The sequence below is a fragment of the Pseudomonas sp. FDAARGOS_380 genome (genome assembly GCF_002591235.1).
In the GTDB taxonomy this organism is placed as follows: domain Bacteria; phylum Pseudomonadota; class Gammaproteobacteria; order Pseudomonadales; family Pseudomonadaceae; genus Aquipseudomonas; species Aquipseudomonas salmasensis.
On sequence record NZ_CP023969.1, the window covers coordinates 5,367,863 to 5,386,019 of the forward strand.

The following is an 18,157-nucleotide window of genomic DNA, read 5'->3' on the forward strand; positions in this document are numbered from 1 at the left end:
AATAAGGACTCTGCATGCACAGCGCTTCTCTCCAGGACACCACGGCGCCGGAAGGCATCTGCTACGGCTGCGGCAGCAGCAACCCCCATGGCCTGCACATCAAAAGCCGCTGGGATGATGACGGCGTGCACGTCATTGCCGAGCACCAACCCGAGGCCAAATACAGCGGCTGGCCAGACCTGGTCTACGGTGGCCTGATCGCCATGCTGGTGGACTGCCATTCCAACTGGACCGCCATGGCCTACCACTACCGCGCCGAACAGCGTGAACCCGGCAGCCTGCCGCGCATCGATTGCGTCACCGGCAACCTGGGGATCAAATTCATCAAGCCCACGCCCATGGGTGTGCCCCTGGTCCTGCGCGCTCGGGTCGAAGGCGAAGTCGGGCGCAAAAGCCGTGTGGTCTGCGAAGTGTATGCAGGCAGCGTGCTCACCGCCGTCGGCGACTCGGTGTTCGTGCGCGTTGATACCGGGCAACTGGCTGCCGCCGCCCATGGTCGCGAGGTTTGATCCGGCGCCGTAGTGACAACCGTGATCAGACACCCTGCATAAGGAACACTTGAAGATGGCCTGTGAGATTTGTCTGGGGCTGAGCGAGCAATTTACCGAGAGCTATAAGCTGACCTGGCTGGACTTCGGCCTGCAGATCACCTGCGTGCCTAACGCAGAAATCAGCCCGCAGGAACAGGGTCTCTATCGGTTCTTTTTCGAAAGCGGCCTGGTATGGAAAGTCGACCACGTGGATGCTTATGGCGATTACTGGCTGTGCGTGCAACATGGCGAACACAGTTATGAAACGCTTGCACCCGTTGCGGGCAGTTTCACAAAAGTCCCCTGTGACCCACCCTATCCAGTGGCTACACACCCACCCGTTCGCGCAACCACCCCTTGAACGCCACCATCGCTGACGTCTCAGCCCGCGACTGCAAGCGCGTCAGCCAATAGCTGCCCGTCGTGATCCCCACCTCGAACGGCTGGCGGATCACATCGCTCTCCAATTGCCGCGAGAACATCAAGGCTGGCGCCAGTGCTACGCCAGCCCCTTGCAGCGCGGCCTCCATCATCGCCAGCGAGGAGTCGAACACCACGCTGCGCGGCACCCGGGTATCGCTGGGCAAACCGGCGGCCTGGAACCACAGGTTCCACTCATCGGCACGGTAGGAACGCAGCAAGGTGTGCTTCAACACGTCAGCCGGGCTGCGCAATTGCTCGGCAATCTGCGGCACGCACAACACCGTCAACGGCGCCTCAAGCAAAGGGCAGGCATCAGTACCGTGCCAGGCGCCAGCGCCAAAGCGGATGGCATAATCCAGGCCCTCGGCGGCGACATCCACGCGGTTGTTGTGGGTGGACAAGCGCAAGTCGATCAACGGGTAGCGGCTATGAAAATCCGCCAGGCGCGGCAACAACCAGCCCACCGCAAAGGTACCGACCGCCCCCACGGTCAATACTTCACGGTAATGCCCGCCTTCAAACTGATCCAAGGTCAGGGCAATACGGTCGAAGGCGTCACGCAGCACGGGCAGCAGGGATTCGCCTTCGCTGGTGAGCATCAAGCCCCGTGGCAGGCGCTTGAACAGCGTGACGTTGAGTTGCGCTTCGAGGCTTTTGACCTGATGACTGACCGCCGCTTGGGTCACGCATAACTCGATGGCCGCACGGGTAAAGCTCAAATGACGCGCCGACGCTTCGAAGGCGCGCAAGGCATTGAGCGGCAGGTGGGAACGCAACATGGCTTGGCCCAAATTTTTCTAATGGCTGGTGCGAGATATCATCGTTTGCCCGCTCTGGGAAATCCACCTACATTTGCCACGCCTGCGCAGGCTCCGATCGTCATTGCCTTTACTTACATGGAAGCGAAGCATGAAACACACCCTAAAAAAATATGCGATCTCAGCCTTATTGCTTGGGGCCGGCAGCTGCATGGCCGCCACCGATATGCGCCAGGTCGTGGACAGCCACGTCACCCCTCTGATGAAACAGCAAGGCATCGCCGGCCTGACGGTCGCGGTCGTCCAACACGGCAAGGTGCAATACTTTAATTACGGCGTCGCTGCCAAGGACACTCAGGCACCCGTCACCGAAAACACCCTGTTCGAAATCGGCTCAGTGAGCAAAACCTTCAACGCCACCCTCGGCGGGTATGCCCAGGCTATCGGCAAGCTCAAGCTGTCGGACATGACCAGCCAACACCTGCCGGTGCTGGCTGGCAGCGCGTTCGATCGCATCAGCCTGCTGCAACTGGCGACCTATACCCCCGGCGGCCTGACGCTGCAGTTTCCGGATGCCGCCGACAGTGCAACCACCATGATGGATTATTTCCAGCATTGGAAACCCACCTATGCGCCGGGGGAACAACGCCTGTATTCCAACCCCAGCATTGGCCTGTTCGGTTACGTGACCGCAAAAAGCCTGGGCCTGCCGTTCACCGTCGCCATGGAAAAAACCCTGCTGCCCAAGCTGGGCTTGACCAACACCTATACCCGCGTGCCTGCCGACAAGGCCGGCCAATACGCCCAGGGCTATGACAGCCAGCAGAAACCGGTTCGCGTCAACCCCGGCGCCTTGGACTTCGAAGCCTACGGCCTCAAAAGCAGCAGCCAGGACCTGGCCCGCTACGTGATCGCGAACATGCACCCGCAAACCCTGGAGCAACCAGTGCAGCAGGCCATTGCCACCACTCACGCCGGCTACTACACCGTCAACGGCATGACCCAGGGCCTGGGCTGGGAACGCTACCCCTACCCCATCGCGCTGCCAGCGTTGCTTGAGGGCAACTCCACACCGATGGCGATGGAGCCGCACAAGGTTAACTGGCTCAAACCCGCCCAGGCGCAGCCTGCCAACGTGCTCTACAACAAAACCGGCTCCACCGGCGGTTTTGGCGCCTATGTGGCGTTTGTGCCAAGCAAGGACATGGGTGTGGTGATCCTGGCGAACAAGAACTACCCGAATGCCGAGCGGGTAAAGTTGGCTTATGAAATTTTGAGCACGATGGATCAATAAACCACGACAGGGTCTCCGACTGTCGCGGCCACCTCTGACCGCGACCTTCAGTGACTGGTGCGACACACCGGAGGGCGTTACCTGAGTAGCGTTGCGTAATAATTGTCAACGGGCTCAGGTTGGAAATGAATGCTGCGTAAAAACCCCTTTAATGCGTGAATGCTGACAGTGCGGTTTCGCCGCTTTATAGCGTCTGCAAAGCGCAATAGCTGCCCATAGGTTTCTTCCATCAACGCCAGGGCAGCGTCAAATACGCCTGCGTCTCCATATTCTCGAATAATCTGTTTTTTTTGATCTGAAGTGAGCGCGCCCTTGACCAGTGCCTTGCCTGCCAAGATCATCAGGAACGACTTTGGCCCACCTTCCAAATCCATGGCGAATCCTTTTTTTTCAAAGTGCGGAATATGATTGATATCGCAATAGTCGTTGACGTAACGATAATAGATGCCCATCAACAGCAGCATCCGTTCAAGCAGAACATAGGTCTGCGCTTCCAACGGTTTCAGACATTGGCAAGCCTTTAACAGAAACACAAAAAAACAGCCGGTATTAGCCTGTGCAATACAGCCATAGTCTTCCAAGGTGGGCAATGTGTCACCTGCACTTGCTTTGGCGTCGAGGTATTGCCCAACATGCAGACGTTCAAGGCTTTCTATACCCGCCCGCACAACATTCAAGTCATTGAGCTTAGTCAGGAGTTGAAGACCTTCCAGGTACCCATACATCCCCGACACCAGAGCAACCTCTGCACCGTATTGCTTCCATACCGTTGGAACACCACGGCGCACCGTATCACCATCCAGTAAATCGTCATGAATCAATGAGGAAAGATTCATCTTTTCGATGGCCGCGCAGAGGGTGTGAGTCTGGACAGAAGGCAAGCCGTACAACACCGAGAGTGCCCACATGAGTTCTGTTCTTACGGCTTTACCGGGGAAACGCTCTTGATAAGCAAAAGGCTCAGACCACTGGGCCCTGGCGTTTAAGTACCAAGTGTCATCGAATGACGAGCAGAAAGGGTTCATCTCATAGGCCTCGTTGTTGACCGCGTGAGCGCCTCAACACTCACTGTCTTCTACGTTCTTCACGTGTAAAAGACCTTCAACCCTGCGCAGGCCACCGCTTTACGTGATCATCATTAACCTTCTGAGAAGGTTAGCCATTTTTTTAAGAGGCACAAGGACACAACATTCCACGGCGCGCAAAAACACAGTTTATTTATTCATAAGGTTCAGCGCATCGATTCCAAATCCCTATTGAAAGCGCACCAGACGCTACAACACTGAGTGCTATAACTTGTCTTGCTACTTATCGACGCACTCTAACGTTACAGGTTACATCGTATGTCAGCGCGATCAGGCTCGCGGGAAAAAACCTCGCCCTCTTCACCACGCCTTGATGTCCAACAGCCCATCGGCCCCTTTCATTTACCCCGATGGCTTGAGACGGCGACTTATCCTTTGAGCCCCTTTGCGCAAGAGGCTCAGCAGCACACACGCCAATGGCTCAAGAATATGGGGCTGGAACAAACATCCCGCGCAGCCCATCAATTGGACATCTACATTCCCGGTCTGTATGCCGGTTATATGTGGAGTGACGCGCCACTTGAGTTATTACTCATTCTGTCTGATCTGGTGGGGTGGTTCAGTTGCCAGGACGATCTCGCCGACGAAGACTGCAATGACCCCGAAGCTCTCGAACGCCAGATTCGAGGTGTCTACGCAAGAGCGTTCACGCGCGCGAGCACACCCCGAGAACCGTTGGCCAATGCACTCACAGACATCATGCGACGCGCGTCACGCTTGATGCCCTCGCTCTGGCAGCAGCGAGTGGCCGAGCAATACTTGACCTACCTGGTTCCTTGCACCACCGCGCTGATGCATCGCCTTCATAACACGCAGCCGGGGGTAAAAGGTTATGAGGCTCTGTGGCAAAACGCCGGCGGTTTTCAAGTCTGTCTGGAGTTCACCTACCTGGTGCAGAACATTCAATTATCGTCCTCGCTTTACTACAGCCACCCCTGGCAAGACCTGCGAAACCTGGCTTTGAAACTCTTCAAGGCAGTTAACGATTTGTTGTCTTTTCAGATCATGGAAAACCCTGATGAAGACATCTACAACCTACTGACTCACCTCAGGCACACCCAGGGCCAATCGGCGCTGCAGGCCGCAGCCGAGGTGTCACAGCGGATTGAACAATGGGCGAAAAGCTTCGCAATGGCGCAAGCCGAGTTGCCCAAACGCCTGGATGCGCTGGGCTACGACACGCGAGCTCAAGAACAGGCAATGACCTGTGCTCAAGCCCTGCATAACCAATGGCGCGGCAACATTGCCTGGCATCTGGCCGTACCGCGGTATCGGGAACTGCGCTTCAAGGGTCAATAACCGGCTGCGCTTACATCCCCAGCCACAGCATCGCCGCGCGCATGGAGCAAGCCCACGTGCGCGTTTGTCCTGCGGTGTTTGAGGTTCGGTGGCCTCTAGGTACAATCACCGCCCTCTCCCACTCCTCCAAGGATCCGCCATGTCCGGGCTTGAACTGTTTGCCGCCGCCCTGGGGGTGATCGCCGTTTGGCTGACGGTCAAACAAAACCCCTGGTGCTGGCCCATCGGCTTGGTGATGGTGCTGCTCTACACTTGGGTGTTCTTTGAGGTCAAGCTCTACTCCGACATGCTCCTGCAAGTGGTCTATGCGGCCTTGCAGGTGTATGGCTGGTGGCAGTGGACCCGCGCTGGCGAGGTCAAGCAAGGCCGCCAGGTCACCAGCCTGAAAGCACCGGCAATCATGGCCAGCCTGGCTGTGGGTGCCGTCGGCAGTCTGCTGCTGGGCGCCGCCATGGCCCACTGGACCGACGCCGCCCAGCCTTGGCTCGACGCCGCGCTCACCGGTTTCAGCCTGGTGGCGCAAATGTGGATGGCGCAAAAACGTGTGCAGTGCTGGGCCTTGTGGATCGTGGTGGACGTGATCTTCGTCGGCCTGTTCCTTTACAAAGGCCTCTACCTCACCGCCGCGCTCTACGCACTGTTTACCGTGATTGCCGTGCAAGGCTGGCGCGAGTGGCGCGCCGACCCGGCGTTGCGCGCATGAAGGTGGTGGTATTGGCAGGCCCCGAATCCAGCGGCAAGAGCTGGCTGGCGGCGCAGTTGCACGCGCACTTCGGCGGGTTGATGGTAGGGGAATATGTGCGCTACTTCATCGATCAGCATCAGCGCGACACCACCCTGGCGGATATCCCGGCCATTGCCCAAGGCCAGTTGGCCTGGGAGGACGCCGCCCGCGCCAAACGCCCCGCGTTGCTGATCCTCGACACCCACCTGCTCACCAACAGGCTCTGGAGCCAGACCCTGTTCGGCGACTACCCCGGCTGGCTGGATGACGAACTCCTGGCGCGGCATTACGACCTGCACCTGCTGCTCTCCCCCGAAGACGTGGAATGGAGTGCCGACGGCCAGCGCTGCCAGCCGGAACTGGCGGATAGGCAGGCGTTTTTCCAGGCCAGTCTGGAATGGATGCAGCAGCACCAACAGCCACTGGTGGTGATTCGCGGGGGCTGGGAACAACGGCGCCAGGCGGCGTTTGCCGCGGTAACGCAGTTGCTGTAGGAGCGAGCTTGCTCGCGAAAAACGTCAACGATAACGGGTGTTTTCTGGATAAACGCGGCGCCTGTGCGTTTTTCGCGAGCGAGCTCGCTCCTACAGTTGGCATTTGGGGCAAGCCCCTCTACTCGGCATATGCCCACGTCATCCGAAACGACGCCCCGCCCCATTCCGAATCCAGCACCTCAACTTGCCCGCCATGCCACTGGCTGACACGCTTGACCAGCGCCAGGCCCAGGCCAAACCCGCCCGTGCGGCGGTCGCGGCTGGTGTCAAGGCGCAGGAAGGGTTCGAATATCTTGGTGCGGCCCTCCAGCGGCACCCCCGGCCCATCGTCGTTGACCCGCACTTCGTAACCGCTGCCAAACTTGACCAGCGACACTTCCACACGGTGGTCGGCATAACGAATGGCGTTGCGCAGCAGGTTGATCACGGCCCGCGCCATAAAGCGTGGCTCGATCTGGATAACGTCCACCTCGCAGGTGCGCAACGACAGCTGCACCCCTTGCGCCTCGGCCTCCAGGGCCACGGCGCCTATAACACTGTCGAGCCAACTGTGGGCCTCGATATGCTCGCGGGTGACCTGGGTGGCGCCTGGCTCCAGGCTTGCGTAGGTCAATAGTTCGGAGACCATTTCTTCCAGCTCACCGAGGTCGGCGTACATGTCGTTGATCAACGCTCGGCTTTGCCGTGGGTCGCTCTGCTGTCTGAGTTGATCAAGCTCGAATGACAACCGCGCAATCGGCGTGCGCAATTCATGGGACACCGCGTTGGTGAGTTCGCGCTGGTTGGCGATCAAACCCTCAATGCGCTCGGCCATCTGGTTGAAATGCCCGGCCAGGGAACGCACGGTGGAACGGCTCGGCAGCAAGATGCGCGAGCCCAGGTCGTTGTCACCGAAACGTTGCGCCGCGAGGCGAATGTGCTCCAGGTCGCGCCAGTGTGGGCGCACCCAGAAATACAGGACAATGGCCAGGCTCACGCCCAGGAAGCCGTAGGCCCACAGGTACAACCACTTGGGTTCTTCCGGCAGTTTGATTTCGAGTAGTTGTGGGCCGTCGTCGATAGGTGCGAGAAATTTCATGAAGTCTTCGCGCACCACCACCTGACCAGCCGCCAGGAGTTTCTGCTCGCGCTCGCTCAACTGCTGGTTGTCGCGTTGCACCAGTTTAAGCCGCAAGCCGTAATGCGGCTGCAGTTCGTCCAGGCGTGCCTGGCGCGCCTCTGCCGGCACGGGGCGCAGCTGTTCCACCAGGGCCCACGCCGGGCCGCGCAGGGCTTCACGGTTGTAGGTCTCGTTGGACTCGGGCATGTAGGTGTCCAGGCCGAAGTTCACCAGCCAGATCGACCCGGCGAGGCCGAGCGCGAGAATCAAATAGAGGCGCAGATACAAACGCAGCATCTACACCTCCCACGCGAACGGATTGAACAGGTAACCCTTGCCCCAGATGGTCTTGATGCACACCGGCTCGCGGGGGTTGTCATTGAGCTTGCCGCGCAGTTTGCTGATGTACACGTCTACGCTGCGGTTCAGCCCATCAAAGGCAATGCCGCGCATGCGGTTGAGGATATCGTCACGGGACAGAACCTTGCCCGAGCTGCTGGCCAGCAACCACAGCAACTCGAACTCCATGGTGGTGAGGTCAATGGTTTCGTCGCCCAGACGCACTACCCGGCAACTGCGATCAATCGACAAACGGCCAAACTCCAGAGCGCCGCGCACCGTGGGCTCGGGCACCTGGCGGCGCTGCAACGCACGCAGGCGCGCCAGTAACACCGGCGGTTTGATCGGCTTGATCACGTAATCGTCAGCACCGGACTCAAGGCCAAGGATATGGTCCAGGTCATCTTCCTTGGCGGTGAGGATTACGATGGGCGTGTCCGACACGTTGCGAATCTCGCGACAGACATGCAGCCCACTCTGCCCCGGCAGCATCAGATCGAGCACGACGATCTTCGGCTTGAAATCCACGAACGCCGCCAGGGCTTCATCGCCCCGATGCACCACCCGAACCTCGAACCCATGTTGCGACAAAAAATGCGAGACCAGCGCTGCCAGCTTTTCATCGTCCTCAACGAGCAGGACCTTGCCCAGACCCAGGTTTTCCATAAGTTCTCAGTGTGGATGCGCGGATTGAAAAAGGGCCATTATAGGTGGCAAGCTGGCCGACAGAAGCCGCTGGCCAGCACCCAGCGAAGAAGCTTCATGCTTTTAAGAGTTTTTAACAAATAGCCTGCACTTTTTAACGCCATTGACAGGGAGTTCCATGCGTAAGGATTACCTGGCGTTCTTCATTTCGCTGTTCCTGTCACGGCTGGCCGACCAGGTATTGCTGTTTATCGTGCCCCTGATCGTGTTCCAGACCACTCAAAGCGTGTCGTGGGCGGGGCTGGCGTTTTTTGTCGAGTCGCTGCCGCGTTACCTGGCGTTTCCGGTATGCGGTGCGCTGTGCGACAGGTTTTCACCGGTGCGTATCCTGCATATCAGCCAGGTGTATCGGGCCTTGGCATGTGTGGTGGCGATGGCGTGCTATGGGCTGTTCGACGGCATCCATTGGCTGGTGATGCTGTCTGCGTTGTGCGGCGTATTGACCACCCAGGGCATCATGGCGCGGGAAGTGGTGATGCCGCATATCTTCGGGCAGTACACCTACGCCAAGACCTTGTCCTATTCGCAAATCGCCGACCAGAGTGGCCTGGTGCTCGGCCCGTTGGTGGCGGCGCTGATGCTGGAAGTCTGGGCGTGGCCTTGGGTGGTGCTGGGGGTGGCCGTGCTGTTTGTACTGGCAGACCTGGCAATGCTGATCTGGCGGCGCAACACCACGGTGACCCTGGAAATACACCAACAGCACCCGGGGATCTGGCTGCAACCCCTGCGCACCGCCTTCGGCCACATCTTCAGCCGGGTGGAGTTGAAGCGCATCATCGTCCTGGCAGTCGGTGTGAACCTGATAGTCGGGGTGACGCTGGCCACCTCGGCCGCCATGGTCACCGGCCACTATGCAGCGGGCAAAGACGCCTATGCCCTGCTGCAAGCCGCCGGGGCGCTGGTGACCATCGCTATTCTGTTCTACCTGGCGCGCTCATCACTGAAGCTGAAGGTGCTGGGCGGGTTGTCGTATTCGATGATCACCGTCGGCGCGCTGATCACCGCACTCAGCCCCGGCGTATGGGCCTACGCGGTGGGCTTCCTGCTGGTGAGCGGCTTCGACAAGATGTTCAACGTGTATCTTCGCAGCACCCGCCAACGGGTGATCCCAGTGCAGGACTTCGGCAAGACAGTCGGCGTGATGACCTTGCTCAACAACCTCGCCCAGCCCTTGGCGGGCTTGATGATTGCCGTGCTGGCAGCGCCTTTGGGCACGCCAACGGTGATCCTGCTGCTGGCGGGGATCACCGCCTTGATCGGTGTGGCCGTGGCCTCAGGCTGGCACGCCACTGTGAAAGCGGAACTCGACGTCGGGTGATTCGATCAGGTCCTGCTCGGTGGCCCGCACCCGCTCGATCACCTGAGCGATGTCCTTGGCGTCGCCGTACTGGTAAGCCAGCTTCAAGTAACCCTGGAAGTGCCGCGCCTCGCTCTTGAGCAAGCCGAAGTAGAACTTGCCGAGTTCTTCGTCCAAATGCGGCACCAGTGCTTCGAAACGTTCGCAACTGCGCGCTTCGATAAAGGCGCCTACCACCAGGGTATCCACCAGCTTGACCGGCTCATGGCTGCGCACCACCTTGCGCAAGCCCGAGGCATAACGCCCGGCGTGCAGTTGACGCAGTTCGACCTTGCGCTTTTTCATCAGGCGCATGACCTGCTCGTGGTGCACCAACTCTTCGCGGGCCAGGCGCGACATCATGTTGATCAGGTCAACGTGGCCGTAGTACTTGGCCATCAGGCTCAAGGCGGTGCTGGCGGCTTTGAATTCGCAGTTCTTATGGTCGATCAGCAGGGTTTCCTGATCGGCCAATGCGGCCTGTACCCAGGCATCAGGGGTGCGGCAGCCGAGGAATTCATGGATTTCGGGCAGGTTCATCGGGCTCACGGGCAAAGGATCACTAAAGGGCGCCGATTATACCGACCCCGCCGCAGACCACCAGCCACCGGCCTTGATGTGTATCAACATGACGGCTGCCGGCCAGCAACTATAGTTATCCAACGCCCGCCCTTTTTGGAGATCCCGACCATGCAAGCCATCCGCAGCATCCTGGTGGTCATCGAGCCCGAGCACTCCGAAAGCCTGGCACTCAAGCGTGCCAAGCTGATTGCCGGGGTGACCGACGCGCACCTGCACTTGCTGGTCTGTGACAAGAAACACGAACATTCGGCGCTGCTGAGCCTGCTCAAGCAAGGCTTGACGGAAGACGGCTACAGCGTCACCACCGAGCAAGCGTGGAACGACAGCCTGCATGAAACCATCATCGATGTGCAGCAAGCCGAAGGCTGCGGCCTGGTTATCAAGCAGCACTTTCCCGACAGCCCGCTGAAAAAAGCCCTACTGACCCCGGCGGACTGGAAGTTGCTGCGCTATTGCCCAACGCCAGTGTTGCTGGTCAAGACCGCTACGCCCTGGGCGGGCGGCGTGATCCTGGCGGCCATCGACGTGGGCAACACAGACGGCGAACACCGCTCGCTGCACAACTCGATCATCGACCATGGCTTTGATATCGCCAGCCTGGCCAAGGCCAAATTGCATGTCATCAGCGCTCACCCGTCGCCCATGCTGTCGGCGGCCGACCCGACCTTTCAGCTCAAGGAAACCATCGAGGCGCGCTATCGCGAGCAATGCAAGGCATTCCAGGCTGAGTTCGACGTAGACGACAGTCACCTGCATATCAAGGAAGGCCCAGCCGATGTGCTGATCCCGCATATGGCCCATCAATTACAGGCGGCGGTGACCATTATCGGCACGGTGGCGCGCACGGGGATTTCCGGCGCGTTGATCGGCAATACGGCGGAGGTGGTGCTGGATGCGGTGCAAAGCGATGTGCTGGTGCTAAAACCGCAGACGCTCATGGATCAACTGGAAGAGCTGGCGACCAAACCCTGACCCTGAAGATCAACTGTAGGAGCGAGCTTGCTCGCGAAAAACGCCAACGATAACGCGCGCTTCCTGAATAAACGCGGCGTCTTTAAGTTTTTCGCGAGCAAGCTCGCTCCTACATTGACCGCGCCCGTCAGTTACCCAGCGCATCTTTCAAGAAGCCCGGCGCGATATAGCGCTGGTAATGCGCCTCGGACAAGATAAAAAACTCGCGATCAATGGCATCGCGCAATTCAGGCAGTGCCCAGTCGCGAAACTCCGGCAACAGCACCATGCCATAGGCCTCCAGGTTATTGATCACGCGGGCTCCACGGGCGATCAACTGGTAGGCCCAGCAATACTCGGACTGGTGCGGCACAAAGCGAATCTTGCGTTGCTCCAACTGCCCGCGCAGGGTCTTAGGGTCGAAAACCTCCACTTTGCCGGCCATGACCTGCACCAACAGCTGCTCAAGCCTGAGCCAGACCGCGCGTTTTTCCTCTTCGTTATAGCCATTCCACTGGATCACTTCATGGTGGAAACGCTTGCATCCACGGCACACGAGATCGCCGTAGACCGTGGAACACAGGCCGACGCAGGGAGTTTTGATGGTTTGGTTGGGCATGGGCAACGACACGCAAATCCGCGAAACAGTGCGCCATGTTAGCCCTTTGTCTAAGGTTGATCACCCAGCAAACTTGAGCAGGCAACTTACCTTTAGATTTTTTTTGCCGTAGAATCACCCGGCCTTGTAAGGCGCCAATAATCCGCTGGAAGCTGTTTTCAAAGCGTCACGAGCACAGTCGTTCCTTCAGAACGGTGTTGGCGCAGGTTCGACCCGGTAGGTCAGAGCCCGCGCCAACCCTCATCAGCTCCGTTCTGCAGGCGTAAAACTTTGAAAGCAGCTTCTGTAAGGAATGCCGGCAGCGCTGGCTTTGTGGCCCAAAAAGCCCCCGAGCGCATGCGTGCCGTTCATTTCTGGATGAGCGTCCCGTGGGACCACTGATGAGGGTAATAACTGTGCTTGAAGCCTACCGCAAACATATCGAAGAGCGTGCAGCACTGGGTATCGTTCCCCAGCCGCTTAACGCCGAACAAACCGCAGGCCTGGTCGAGCTGCTGAAAAATCCTCCGGCTGGCGAAGAAGAATTCCTCGTTGACCTGATCACCAACCGCATTCCACCAGGCGTTGACGAAGCCGCTTACGTCAAGGCCGGTTTCCTGTCTGCCCTGGCCAAGGGCGAAGCCACTTCCCCCCTGATCGACAAGAAGCGCGCTGTTGAACTGCTCGGCACCATGCAAGGCGGCTACAACATCGTGACGTTGGTCGAGCTGCTGGACGACGCCGAACTGGCGCCCGTCGCGGCCGCCCAGCTCAAGCACACCCTGCTGATGTTCGATGCGTTCCACGACGTCGCCGAAAAAGCCCGCAACGGCAACGAACACGCCAAAGGCGTGATCCAGTCCTGGGCTGATGGCGAGTGGTTCCGCAACCGCCCTACCCTGGCCGACAAGATCAGCCTGCGCGTCTTCAAGGTCACCGGCGAAACCAACACCGACGACCTGTCGCCTGCGCCGGATGCCTGGTCCCGCCCTGACATCCCGCTGCACGCCCTGGCCATGCTGAAAATGGCCCGTGAAGGCATCGTGCCGGACGAGCAAGGCAAGACCGGCCCGATGAAGCAGATCGAAGAGATGCGCGGCCAAGGCTTCCCGATCGCCTACGTGGGCGACGTGGTCGGTACCGGTTCGTCGCGTAAATCGGCAACCAACTCGGTGCTGTGGTTCTTCGGTGACGACGTGCCTTACGTGCCGAACAAGCGTGCCGGCGGTTTCTGCTTCGGCAGCAAGATCGCTCCGATCTTCTACAACACCATGGAAGATGCTGGCGCACTGCCAATCGAATTCGACGTCACCAACATGAACATGGGCGACGTGATCGACCTGTACCCGCATGCTGGCAAAGTCTGCAAGCACGGCACCGACGAAGTCCTGACCACCTTCGAAATGAAGACTCCGGTGCTGTTGGACGAAGTCCGCGCTGGCGGCCGTATCCCGCTGATCATCGGCCGTGGCCTGACCGACAAGGCACGCGCTGAGCTGGGCCTGGGCCCAACCGACCTGTTCAAGCTGCCTGAAGCGCCTGTCGACACTGGCAAAGGCTTCACCCTGGCACAGAAAATGGTCGGCAAGGCCTGCGGCCTGCCAGAAGGCAAAGGCGTTCGTCCAGGCACTTACTGCGAGCCGAAGATGACCACCGTGGGGTCCCAGGACACCACCGGCCCAATGACCCGTGACGAACTCAAAGACCTGGCGTGCCTGGGCTTCTCGACCGACCTGGTGATGCAGTCCTTCTGCCACACCGCGGCTTACCCGAAGCCGATCGACGTGACCACCCACCACACCCTGCCTGACTTCATCATGACCCGTGGCGGTGTATCGCTGCGTCCAGGCGACGGCATCATCCACAGCTGGCTGAACCGCATGCTGCTGCCGGACACCGTCGGTACCGGTGGCGACTCCCACACCCGTTTCCCGATGGGCATCTCGTTCCCGGCCGGTTCTGGCCTGGTCGCGTTCGCCGCAGCCACTGGCGTAATGCCACTGGACATGCCGGAATCGATTCTGGTGCGCTTCAAAGGCAAGATGAAGCCTGGCATCACCCTGCGTGACCTGGTTCATGCCATTCCTTACTACGCGATCCAGGCTGGCCTGCTGACCGTAGAGAAGAAAGGCAAGAAGAACGCCTTCTCTGGCCGCATCCTGGAAATCGAAGGCCTGAACGACTTGACGCTGGAACAGGCTTTCGAGCTGTCCGACGCCTCGGCTGAACGTTCGGCTGCCGGTTGCACCATCAAGCTGTCCAAAGAGTCCGTCACCGAATACCTGAACTCCAACATCACCCTGCTGCGCTGGATGATCGGCGAAGGCTACGGCGATGCACGCACCCTGGAACGTCGCGCCCAAGCGATGGAAGCCTGGGTTGCCAACCCGGAACTGATGGAAGCCGATGCCGACGCCGAATACGCCGAAATCATCGAGATCGACCTGGCGGAAATCAACGAGCCGATCCTCTGCGCGCCAAACGACCCGGACGACGCCCGTCTGCTGTCCAGCGTCGCTGGCGAGAAGATCGACGAAGTGTTCATCGGTTCGTGCATGACCAACATCGGTCACTTCCGCGCTGCCGGTAAACTGCTGGAGCAGGTCAAGGGTCAGCTGCCAACCCGTCTGTGGCTGTCGCCGCCGACCAAGATGGACGCTCACCAACTGACCGAAGAAGGCTACTACGGCATCTACGGCAAGGCTGGCGCACGCATGGAAATGCCAGGCTGCTCGCTGTGCATGGGTAACCAGGCACGCGTTGAGCCAAACTCCACCGTGGTGTCGACCTCGACGCGTAACTTCCCGAACCGCCTGGGTGATGGTGCCAACGTCTACCTGGCGTCGGCTGAGCTGGCGGCCGTGGCCTCTACCCTGGGTCGCCTGCCGACCGTCGAAGAGTACATGGGCTACGCGGCGAAACTGGACACCATGGCCAGTGACGTCTACCGCTACCTGAACTTCGACCAGATCGCTGAGTTCCGCAAGATCGCAGCGAGCGCCAACATCCCGGTGATTCAAGCCTAACGGTGTGTTGATGTGAAGAACGCCGCGTATCGCAAGGTACGCGGCGTTTTTTTATGCCTGGAACTAACCTTTACGGCCAACACAAAACAAATGTGGGAGCTGCGGACCCTGTGGCGAGGGAGCTTGCTCCCGGGACGGCCTGACAGACGATGCTGATCTAACTGACGCAACGCGATCCAAATGTGGGAGCTGGCTTGCCTGCGATGACGGCCTGCCAGCCGGCGCCTATCTACCTGACACCCCGCGATCCTAATGTGGGAGCGGGCTTGCTCGCGAAGGCGGCCTGGCAGTCAACACAGTTGGACCGGGTACATATCCGTTATTTAGGTAACGGCCACTTAGGGTTCCGCCCTGACGGCGGCTCACTTTTGAACAGCGCAAAAGTAAGCAAAACGCTCTTGCCCCACCACTCGGCACCTCGCTTGGGCTCGGTGTGCCCGTAATCCGCCAGTGATTTGGGGGGCCGCCGCCACGCGCCATCCATGGCGCGGGGCGGCTAAACCGGCATCCCTGCCGGTTTACCCCCCAAATCCCTGTCGAATTCCGGCCAGCGTGGTTTAACGGGGCGCTTAAGATCAAAAGCAGATCAAGAGCAAGATCAAGAGCGGCTCGCTTCGCATCGTGGTTACCGTCTGCTGCTACAGCCCACAAAGTTCAGTCAGATAGACCGCATCAGGGCTCAAGCAACCAGCGAATACACCAACGCCGTAATGGCAACCAAACCAACCGCAGTCACAAACACATTTGACGCCTGCCCACGGTACTTGGCCATGGCCGGCACCTTGCGGATGGCGTACATCGGCATCAGGAACAGAATCGACGCAATCACCGGCCCACCCAGGGTCTCGATCATGCCGAGGATGCTCGGGTTAAGCGTGGCGACGATCCAGCACACCACCAGCATGAAGGCTGCGGTCATGCGGTCCAGGGTCTTGGGCGCCGGACGGCGGCCAGTCTTGACCACCAGGCCCTTGAGGCCCTCGCTGGCGCCGATGTAGTGGCCCAGGAAGGACTTGGCAATCGCCACAAACGCAATCAACGGTGCGGCAAAGGCAATCGTCGGGTTATCGAAGTGGTTAGCCAGATACGACAGGATCGACAGGTTCTGCGCTTTCGCTTCGGCTAACTGTGCGGGCGACAGGGTCAGCACGCAACTGAACACAAAGAACAGCACCATCGCCACCATCAGCAAGTGCGCGCGGGACAGAATCTGCGAACTGCGTTCCTCGGCGTGGGCACCGTACTGGCGCTTCTGATCCACCGCAAAGGCCGAGATGATCGGTGAATGGTTGAACGAGAACACCATCACCGGAATCGCCAGCCACAGCGTGTTGAGCAACGCCGACGGTGCCGGCACTTCGCTCGCGGTGCTGAGAATGCCGCCATTCCAGTGCGGTACCAGGTACACCGCCAGGAACAGCAAGGCGACAATAAACGGATACACCATCAGGCTCATGGCCTTGACGATCACCTGCTCACCGCAACGCACCACGGCCAGCAGACCCAGGATCAACACAAACGCCAGGATCGCCCGCGGCGGCGGCAGGATATGCAGTTGGTGCTCCATGAAGCTGCTGACGGTATTGGTCAGCGCCACGCTGTAGATCAGCAGGATGGGGAAGATCGCAAAGAAGTACAGCAAGGTGATCAATGCACCGGCCGTGATACCGAAATGCTCTTCAACCACGTCGGTGATGTCGGAACCTTCACGGCCGGACAGCACGAAACGGGTCAGCCCACGGTGGGCAAAGAACGTCATCGGGAAAGCCAGCAACGCCAGGATCACCAACGGCCAGAAGCCCCCCAGGCCCGCGTTGATCGGCAAGAACAAAGTACCGGCGCCAATGGCGGTACCGAATAGCCCGAGCATCCAGGTAGTGTCCTGGCGGCTCCAGCTTGTGAGCGTTGCAGGTGTCGTTGCATAGCGTTCGTCGACGCTATTGGCCTGATCATTCATCCGGTCGGATCTCCGCATTCACACGGCCAGCACGAGTCAGAAAAACCTGACAGGCAGCGCCCTGGCCGAAACAAGGGCCGGATTGTCCGGGATTCTCTTGGAGAAGCAAAGACTTAGCTGAGGAATGGTTAGGCGGTGCAGCCGTTCAGAGGCCGTCCCGAGGGAAGGATTTGGATGACCGAGAAGTCAAACGGAAAGTAGCTCTTTACTATTAAGCGCTAAACATACAAGAAGAGTCCGACAACAAGCTCAGAATTAACCTCCTTCAAAAACATATTATTACTCATACAACACTTCAACTGTTACAGAACCATACACAGCTATTGAGCGCGCACAAATTTACAAACTAATATCTTCGCGCACCGACCAACAACACGATAACAACACTTAGTCAACGCTCAAGGAGTTTGACAATGCGAAGACTCACCCTTGCAGTTACCGGCCTGCTCTTTGCAGGCTTATTAGGCGCGCCTGCCACTTACGCCAAGCCTGTTGAACCCGAGGCGGATATACGTGCCCTGGCCTCATCGCCCCAATGGCTGACCACCAAAGTCTATATAGAGGGTGAACCAGAAAACGACGTCAAGGCCCAGTACCCCGGTGTGGTGGGCATATCGATGTGGGATCCGCAGCGCAATCGTTATGAGTTCTTCTACACCGATACAGGACGCTCGAAACACCCTGACGGAGGGGGCGGCTATTTCCTGGTCACTGGCGACAAACAGACCCACATCCTGGTGCCTGACCTAGGCCCACACCGCACCATCGTCAGAAGGCTGGAAAAACTGGACAGCACCGAGTTCACGTATTCTCGCGAAGTCCCTCGCGACATGGTAGCGACCAACCCTCCGGTTAGGATTTACGTTGTACATGCCCCTTACACAGGGCCGATAAAGACTCACATGTCAAACTAGTTGAATACCTTCTTTATACCCAGCCATATAAACCAACAACAAA

17 protein-coding genes are annotated in these 18,157 nt (G+C 58.9%); 10 read left to right on the forward strand and 7 right to left on the reverse strand.

All coding sequences use genetic code 11. The features are described 5' to 3' along the window. Positions 1 to 14 precede the first annotated feature (14 nt). Both CRN80_RS25130 and CRN80_RS25135 read left to right on the forward strand, forming a co-directional pair. Positions 15 to 509 carry a PaaI family thioesterase gene (locus CRN80_RS25130; RefSeq protein WP_032892109.1) on the forward strand — a complete coding sequence of 165 codons (495 nt, stop codon included), beginning with the start codon at positions 15 to 17 and terminating at the stop codon, positions 507 to 509. Positions 510 to 564: 55 nt separating this feature from the next. After that, on the forward strand, positions 565 to 891 hold the full coding sequence (locus CRN80_RS25135) for a hypothetical protein (RefSeq protein WP_078467504.1): 327 nt from the start codon (positions 565 to 567) through the stop codon (positions 889 to 891). Here CRN80_RS25135 and CRN80_RS25140 read toward each other — a convergent pair. After that, a complete protein-coding gene (locus CRN80_RS25140; protein WP_032897463.1) occupies positions 857 to 1,732 on the reverse strand; it encodes a LysR family transcriptional regulator in 876 nt (291 codons plus the stop codon). The genes CRN80_RS25135 and CRN80_RS25140 overlap by 35 nt on opposite strands. A gap of 130 nt (positions 1,733 to 1,862) precedes the next feature. On the opposite strand from CRN80_RS25140, the gene ampC reads away from it, so the two are divergent. Next, the gene (gene ampC, locus CRN80_RS25145) at positions 1,863 to 3,005 is read left to right on the forward strand and encodes a class C beta-lactamase (RefSeq protein WP_098951726.1); all 1,143 of its coding nucleotides are present in this window, start codon (positions 1,863 to 1,865) and stop codon (positions 3,003 to 3,005) included. Between the two features lie 77 nt (positions 3,006 to 3,082). On the opposite strand, the gene CRN80_RS25150 is transcribed toward ampC, so the two are convergent. Beyond that, positions 3,083 to 4,030, reverse strand: coding sequence for a polyprenyl synthetase family protein (locus CRN80_RS25150; RefSeq protein WP_098951728.1), 948 nt, complete (start codon positions 4,028 to 4,030; stop codon positions 3,083 to 3,085). A gap of 489 nt (positions 4,031 to 4,519) precedes the next feature. Between CRN80_RS25150 and CRN80_RS25155 the strand changes: the two genes are divergently transcribed. The 3 genes from CRN80_RS25155 to CRN80_RS25165 all read left to right on the forward strand — a co-directional run bounded on the left by CRN80_RS25155 (position 4,520) and on the right by CRN80_RS25165 (position 6,607). Then, positions 4,520 to 5,389, forward strand: coding sequence for a hypothetical protein (locus tag CRN80_RS25155; protein WP_222933217.1), 870 nt, complete (start codon positions 4,520 to 4,522; stop codon positions 5,387 to 5,389). Positions 5,390 to 5,528: 139 nt separating this feature from the next. Continuing rightward, positions 5,529 to 6,092: a nicotinamide riboside transporter PnuC gene (gene pnuC, locus CRN80_RS25160; protein WP_032892112.1), complete on the forward strand. Its 564-nt coding sequence runs from the start codon at positions 5,529 to 5,531 to the stop codon at positions 6,090 to 6,092. Further along, positions 6,089 to 6,607 carry an AAA family ATPase gene (locus tag CRN80_RS25165; protein ID WP_003190840.1) on the forward strand — a complete coding sequence of 173 codons (519 nt, stop codon included), beginning with the start codon at positions 6,089 to 6,091 and terminating at the stop codon, positions 6,605 to 6,607. The genes pnuC and CRN80_RS25165 overlap by 4 nt, the downstream gene beginning before the upstream one ends. Before the next feature lie 118 nt (positions 6,608 to 6,725). Here CRN80_RS25165 and CRN80_RS25170 read toward each other — a convergent pair whose 3' ends face one another. Both CRN80_RS25170 and CRN80_RS25175 read right to left on the reverse strand, forming a co-directional pair. After that, positions 6,726 to 8,003, reverse strand: a complete 1,278-nt coding sequence (locus tag CRN80_RS25170) for an ATP-binding protein (protein ID WP_098951730.1) — start codon at positions 8,001 to 8,003, stop codon at positions 6,726 to 6,728. Further along, positions 8,004 to 8,711 carry a response regulator gene (locus CRN80_RS25175; RefSeq protein ID WP_032892114.1) on the reverse strand — a complete coding sequence of 236 codons (708 nt, stop codon included), beginning with the start codon at positions 8,709 to 8,711 and terminating at the stop codon, positions 8,004 to 8,006. A gap of 157 nt (positions 8,712 to 8,868) precedes the next feature. On the opposite strand from CRN80_RS25175, the gene CRN80_RS25180 reads away from it, so the two are divergent. Further along, on the forward strand, positions 8,869 to 10,068 hold the full coding sequence (locus tag CRN80_RS25180; RefSeq protein ID WP_098951732.1) for an MFS transporter: 1,200 nt from the start codon (positions 8,869 to 8,871) through the stop codon (positions 10,066 to 10,068). Here the strand turns inward: CRN80_RS25180 and CRN80_RS25185 are convergent. Next, a complete protein-coding gene (locus CRN80_RS25185; protein ID WP_032892116.1) occupies positions 10,024 to 10,626 on the reverse strand; it encodes a tRNA-(ms[2]io[6]A)-hydroxylase in 603 nt (200 codons plus the stop codon). The genes CRN80_RS25180 and CRN80_RS25185 overlap by 45 nt on opposite strands. Positions 10,627 to 10,776: 150 nt before the next feature. Here CRN80_RS25185 and CRN80_RS25190 point away from each other — a divergent pair, with 150 nt between their 5' ends. Beyond that, entirely contained in the window at positions 10,777 to 11,640 is an 864-nt protein-coding gene (locus CRN80_RS25190; RefSeq protein ID WP_098951734.1) for a universal stress protein, read from the forward strand. Between the two features lie 127 nt (positions 11,641 to 11,767). Here the strand turns inward: CRN80_RS25190 and CRN80_RS25195 are convergent, their stop codons facing one another. Next, complete coding sequence (locus CRN80_RS25195; protein ID WP_032892118.1) at positions 11,768 to 12,238, reverse strand: DUF1289 domain-containing protein; 471 nt, start codon at positions 12,236 to 12,238, stop codon at positions 11,768 to 11,770. A 395-nt stretch (positions 12,239 to 12,633) separates the two neighbouring features. Here CRN80_RS25195 and acnB point away from each other — a divergent pair, with 395 nt between their 5' ends. Further along, entirely contained in the window at positions 12,634 to 15,243 is a 2,610-nt protein-coding gene (gene acnB / locus CRN80_RS25200; protein WP_032892119.1) for a bifunctional aconitate hydratase 2/2-methylisocitrate dehydratase, read from the forward strand. Positions 15,244 to 15,922: 679 nt separating this feature from the next. On the opposite strand, the gene CRN80_RS25210 is transcribed toward acnB, so the two are convergent. Further along, entirely contained in the window at positions 15,923 to 17,200 is a 1,278-nt protein-coding gene (locus CRN80_RS25210; RefSeq protein ID WP_098951736.1) for a serine/threonine transporter, read from the reverse strand. Between the two features lie 413 nt (positions 17,201 to 17,613). Between CRN80_RS25210 and CRN80_RS25215 the strand changes: the two genes are divergently transcribed. Further along, entirely contained in the window at positions 17,614 to 18,114 is a 501-nt protein-coding gene (locus tag CRN80_RS25215; protein WP_078803003.1) for a DUF4822 domain-containing protein, read from the forward strand. The last annotated feature ends 43 nt before the right edge of the window (positions 18,115 to 18,157 follow it).

Excerpts from the sequence above, each read along its gene's own strand:
- CRN80_RS25130 (WP_032892109.1), top strand. The coding sequence starts at position 15 with ATGCACAGCGCTTCTCTCCAGGACACCACGGCGCCGGAAGGCATCTGC.
- CRN80_RS25170 (WP_098951730.1), bottom strand. The coding sequence starts at position 8,003 with ATGCTGCGTTTGTATCTGCGCCTCTATTTGATTCTCGCGCTCGGCCTC.
- CRN80_RS25190 (WP_098951734.1), top strand. The coding sequence starts at position 10,777 with ATGCAAGCCATCCGCAGCATCCTGGTGGTCATCGAGCCCGAGCACTCC.
- CRN80_RS25155 (WP_222933217.1), top strand. The coding sequence starts at position 4,520 with ATGGGGCTGGAACAAACATCCCGCGCAGCCCATCAATTGGACATCTAC.
- CRN80_RS25185 (WP_032892116.1), bottom strand. The coding sequence starts at position 10,626 with ATGAACCTGCCCGAAATCCATGAATTCCTCGGCTGCCGCACCCCTGAT.
- CRN80_RS25135 (WP_078467504.1), top strand. The coding sequence starts at position 565 with ATGGCCTGTGAGATTTGTCTGGGGCTGAGCGAGCAATTTACCGAGAGC.
- CRN80_RS25210 (WP_098951736.1), bottom strand. The coding sequence starts at position 17,200 with ATGAATGATCAGGCCAATAGCGTCGACGAACGCTATGCAACGACACCT.
- ampC (WP_098951726.1), top strand. The coding sequence starts at position 1,863 with ATGAAACACACCCTAAAAAAATATGCGATCTCAGCCTTATTGCTTGGG.
- CRN80_RS25215 (WP_078803003.1), top strand. The coding sequence starts at position 17,614 with ATGCGAAGACTCACCCTTGCAGTTACCGGCCTGCTCTTTGCAGGCTTA.
- CRN80_RS25195 (WP_032892118.1), bottom strand. The coding sequence starts at position 12,238 with ATGCCCAACCAAACCATCAAAACTCCCTGCGTCGGCCTGTGTTCCACG.
- pnuC (WP_032892112.1), top strand. The coding sequence starts at position 5,529 with ATGTCCGGGCTTGAACTGTTTGCCGCCGCCCTGGGGGTGATCGCCGTT.
- CRN80_RS25165 (WP_003190840.1), top strand. The coding sequence starts at position 6,089 with ATGAAGGTGGTGGTATTGGCAGGCCCCGAATCCAGCGGCAAGAGCTGG.
- CRN80_RS25175 (WP_032892114.1), bottom strand. The coding sequence starts at position 8,711 with ATGGAAAACCTGGGTCTGGGCAAGGTCCTGCTCGTTGAGGACGATGAA.
- CRN80_RS25140 (WP_032897463.1), bottom strand. The coding sequence starts at position 1,732 with ATGTTGCGTTCCCACCTGCCGCTCAATGCCTTGCGCGCCTTCGAAGCG.
- CRN80_RS25180 (WP_098951732.1), top strand. The coding sequence starts at position 8,869 with ATGCGTAAGGATTACCTGGCGTTCTTCATTTCGCTGTTCCTGTCACGG.
- CRN80_RS25150 (WP_098951728.1), bottom strand. The coding sequence starts at position 4,030 with ATGAACCCTTTCTGCTCGTCATTCGATGACACTTGGTACTTAAACGCC.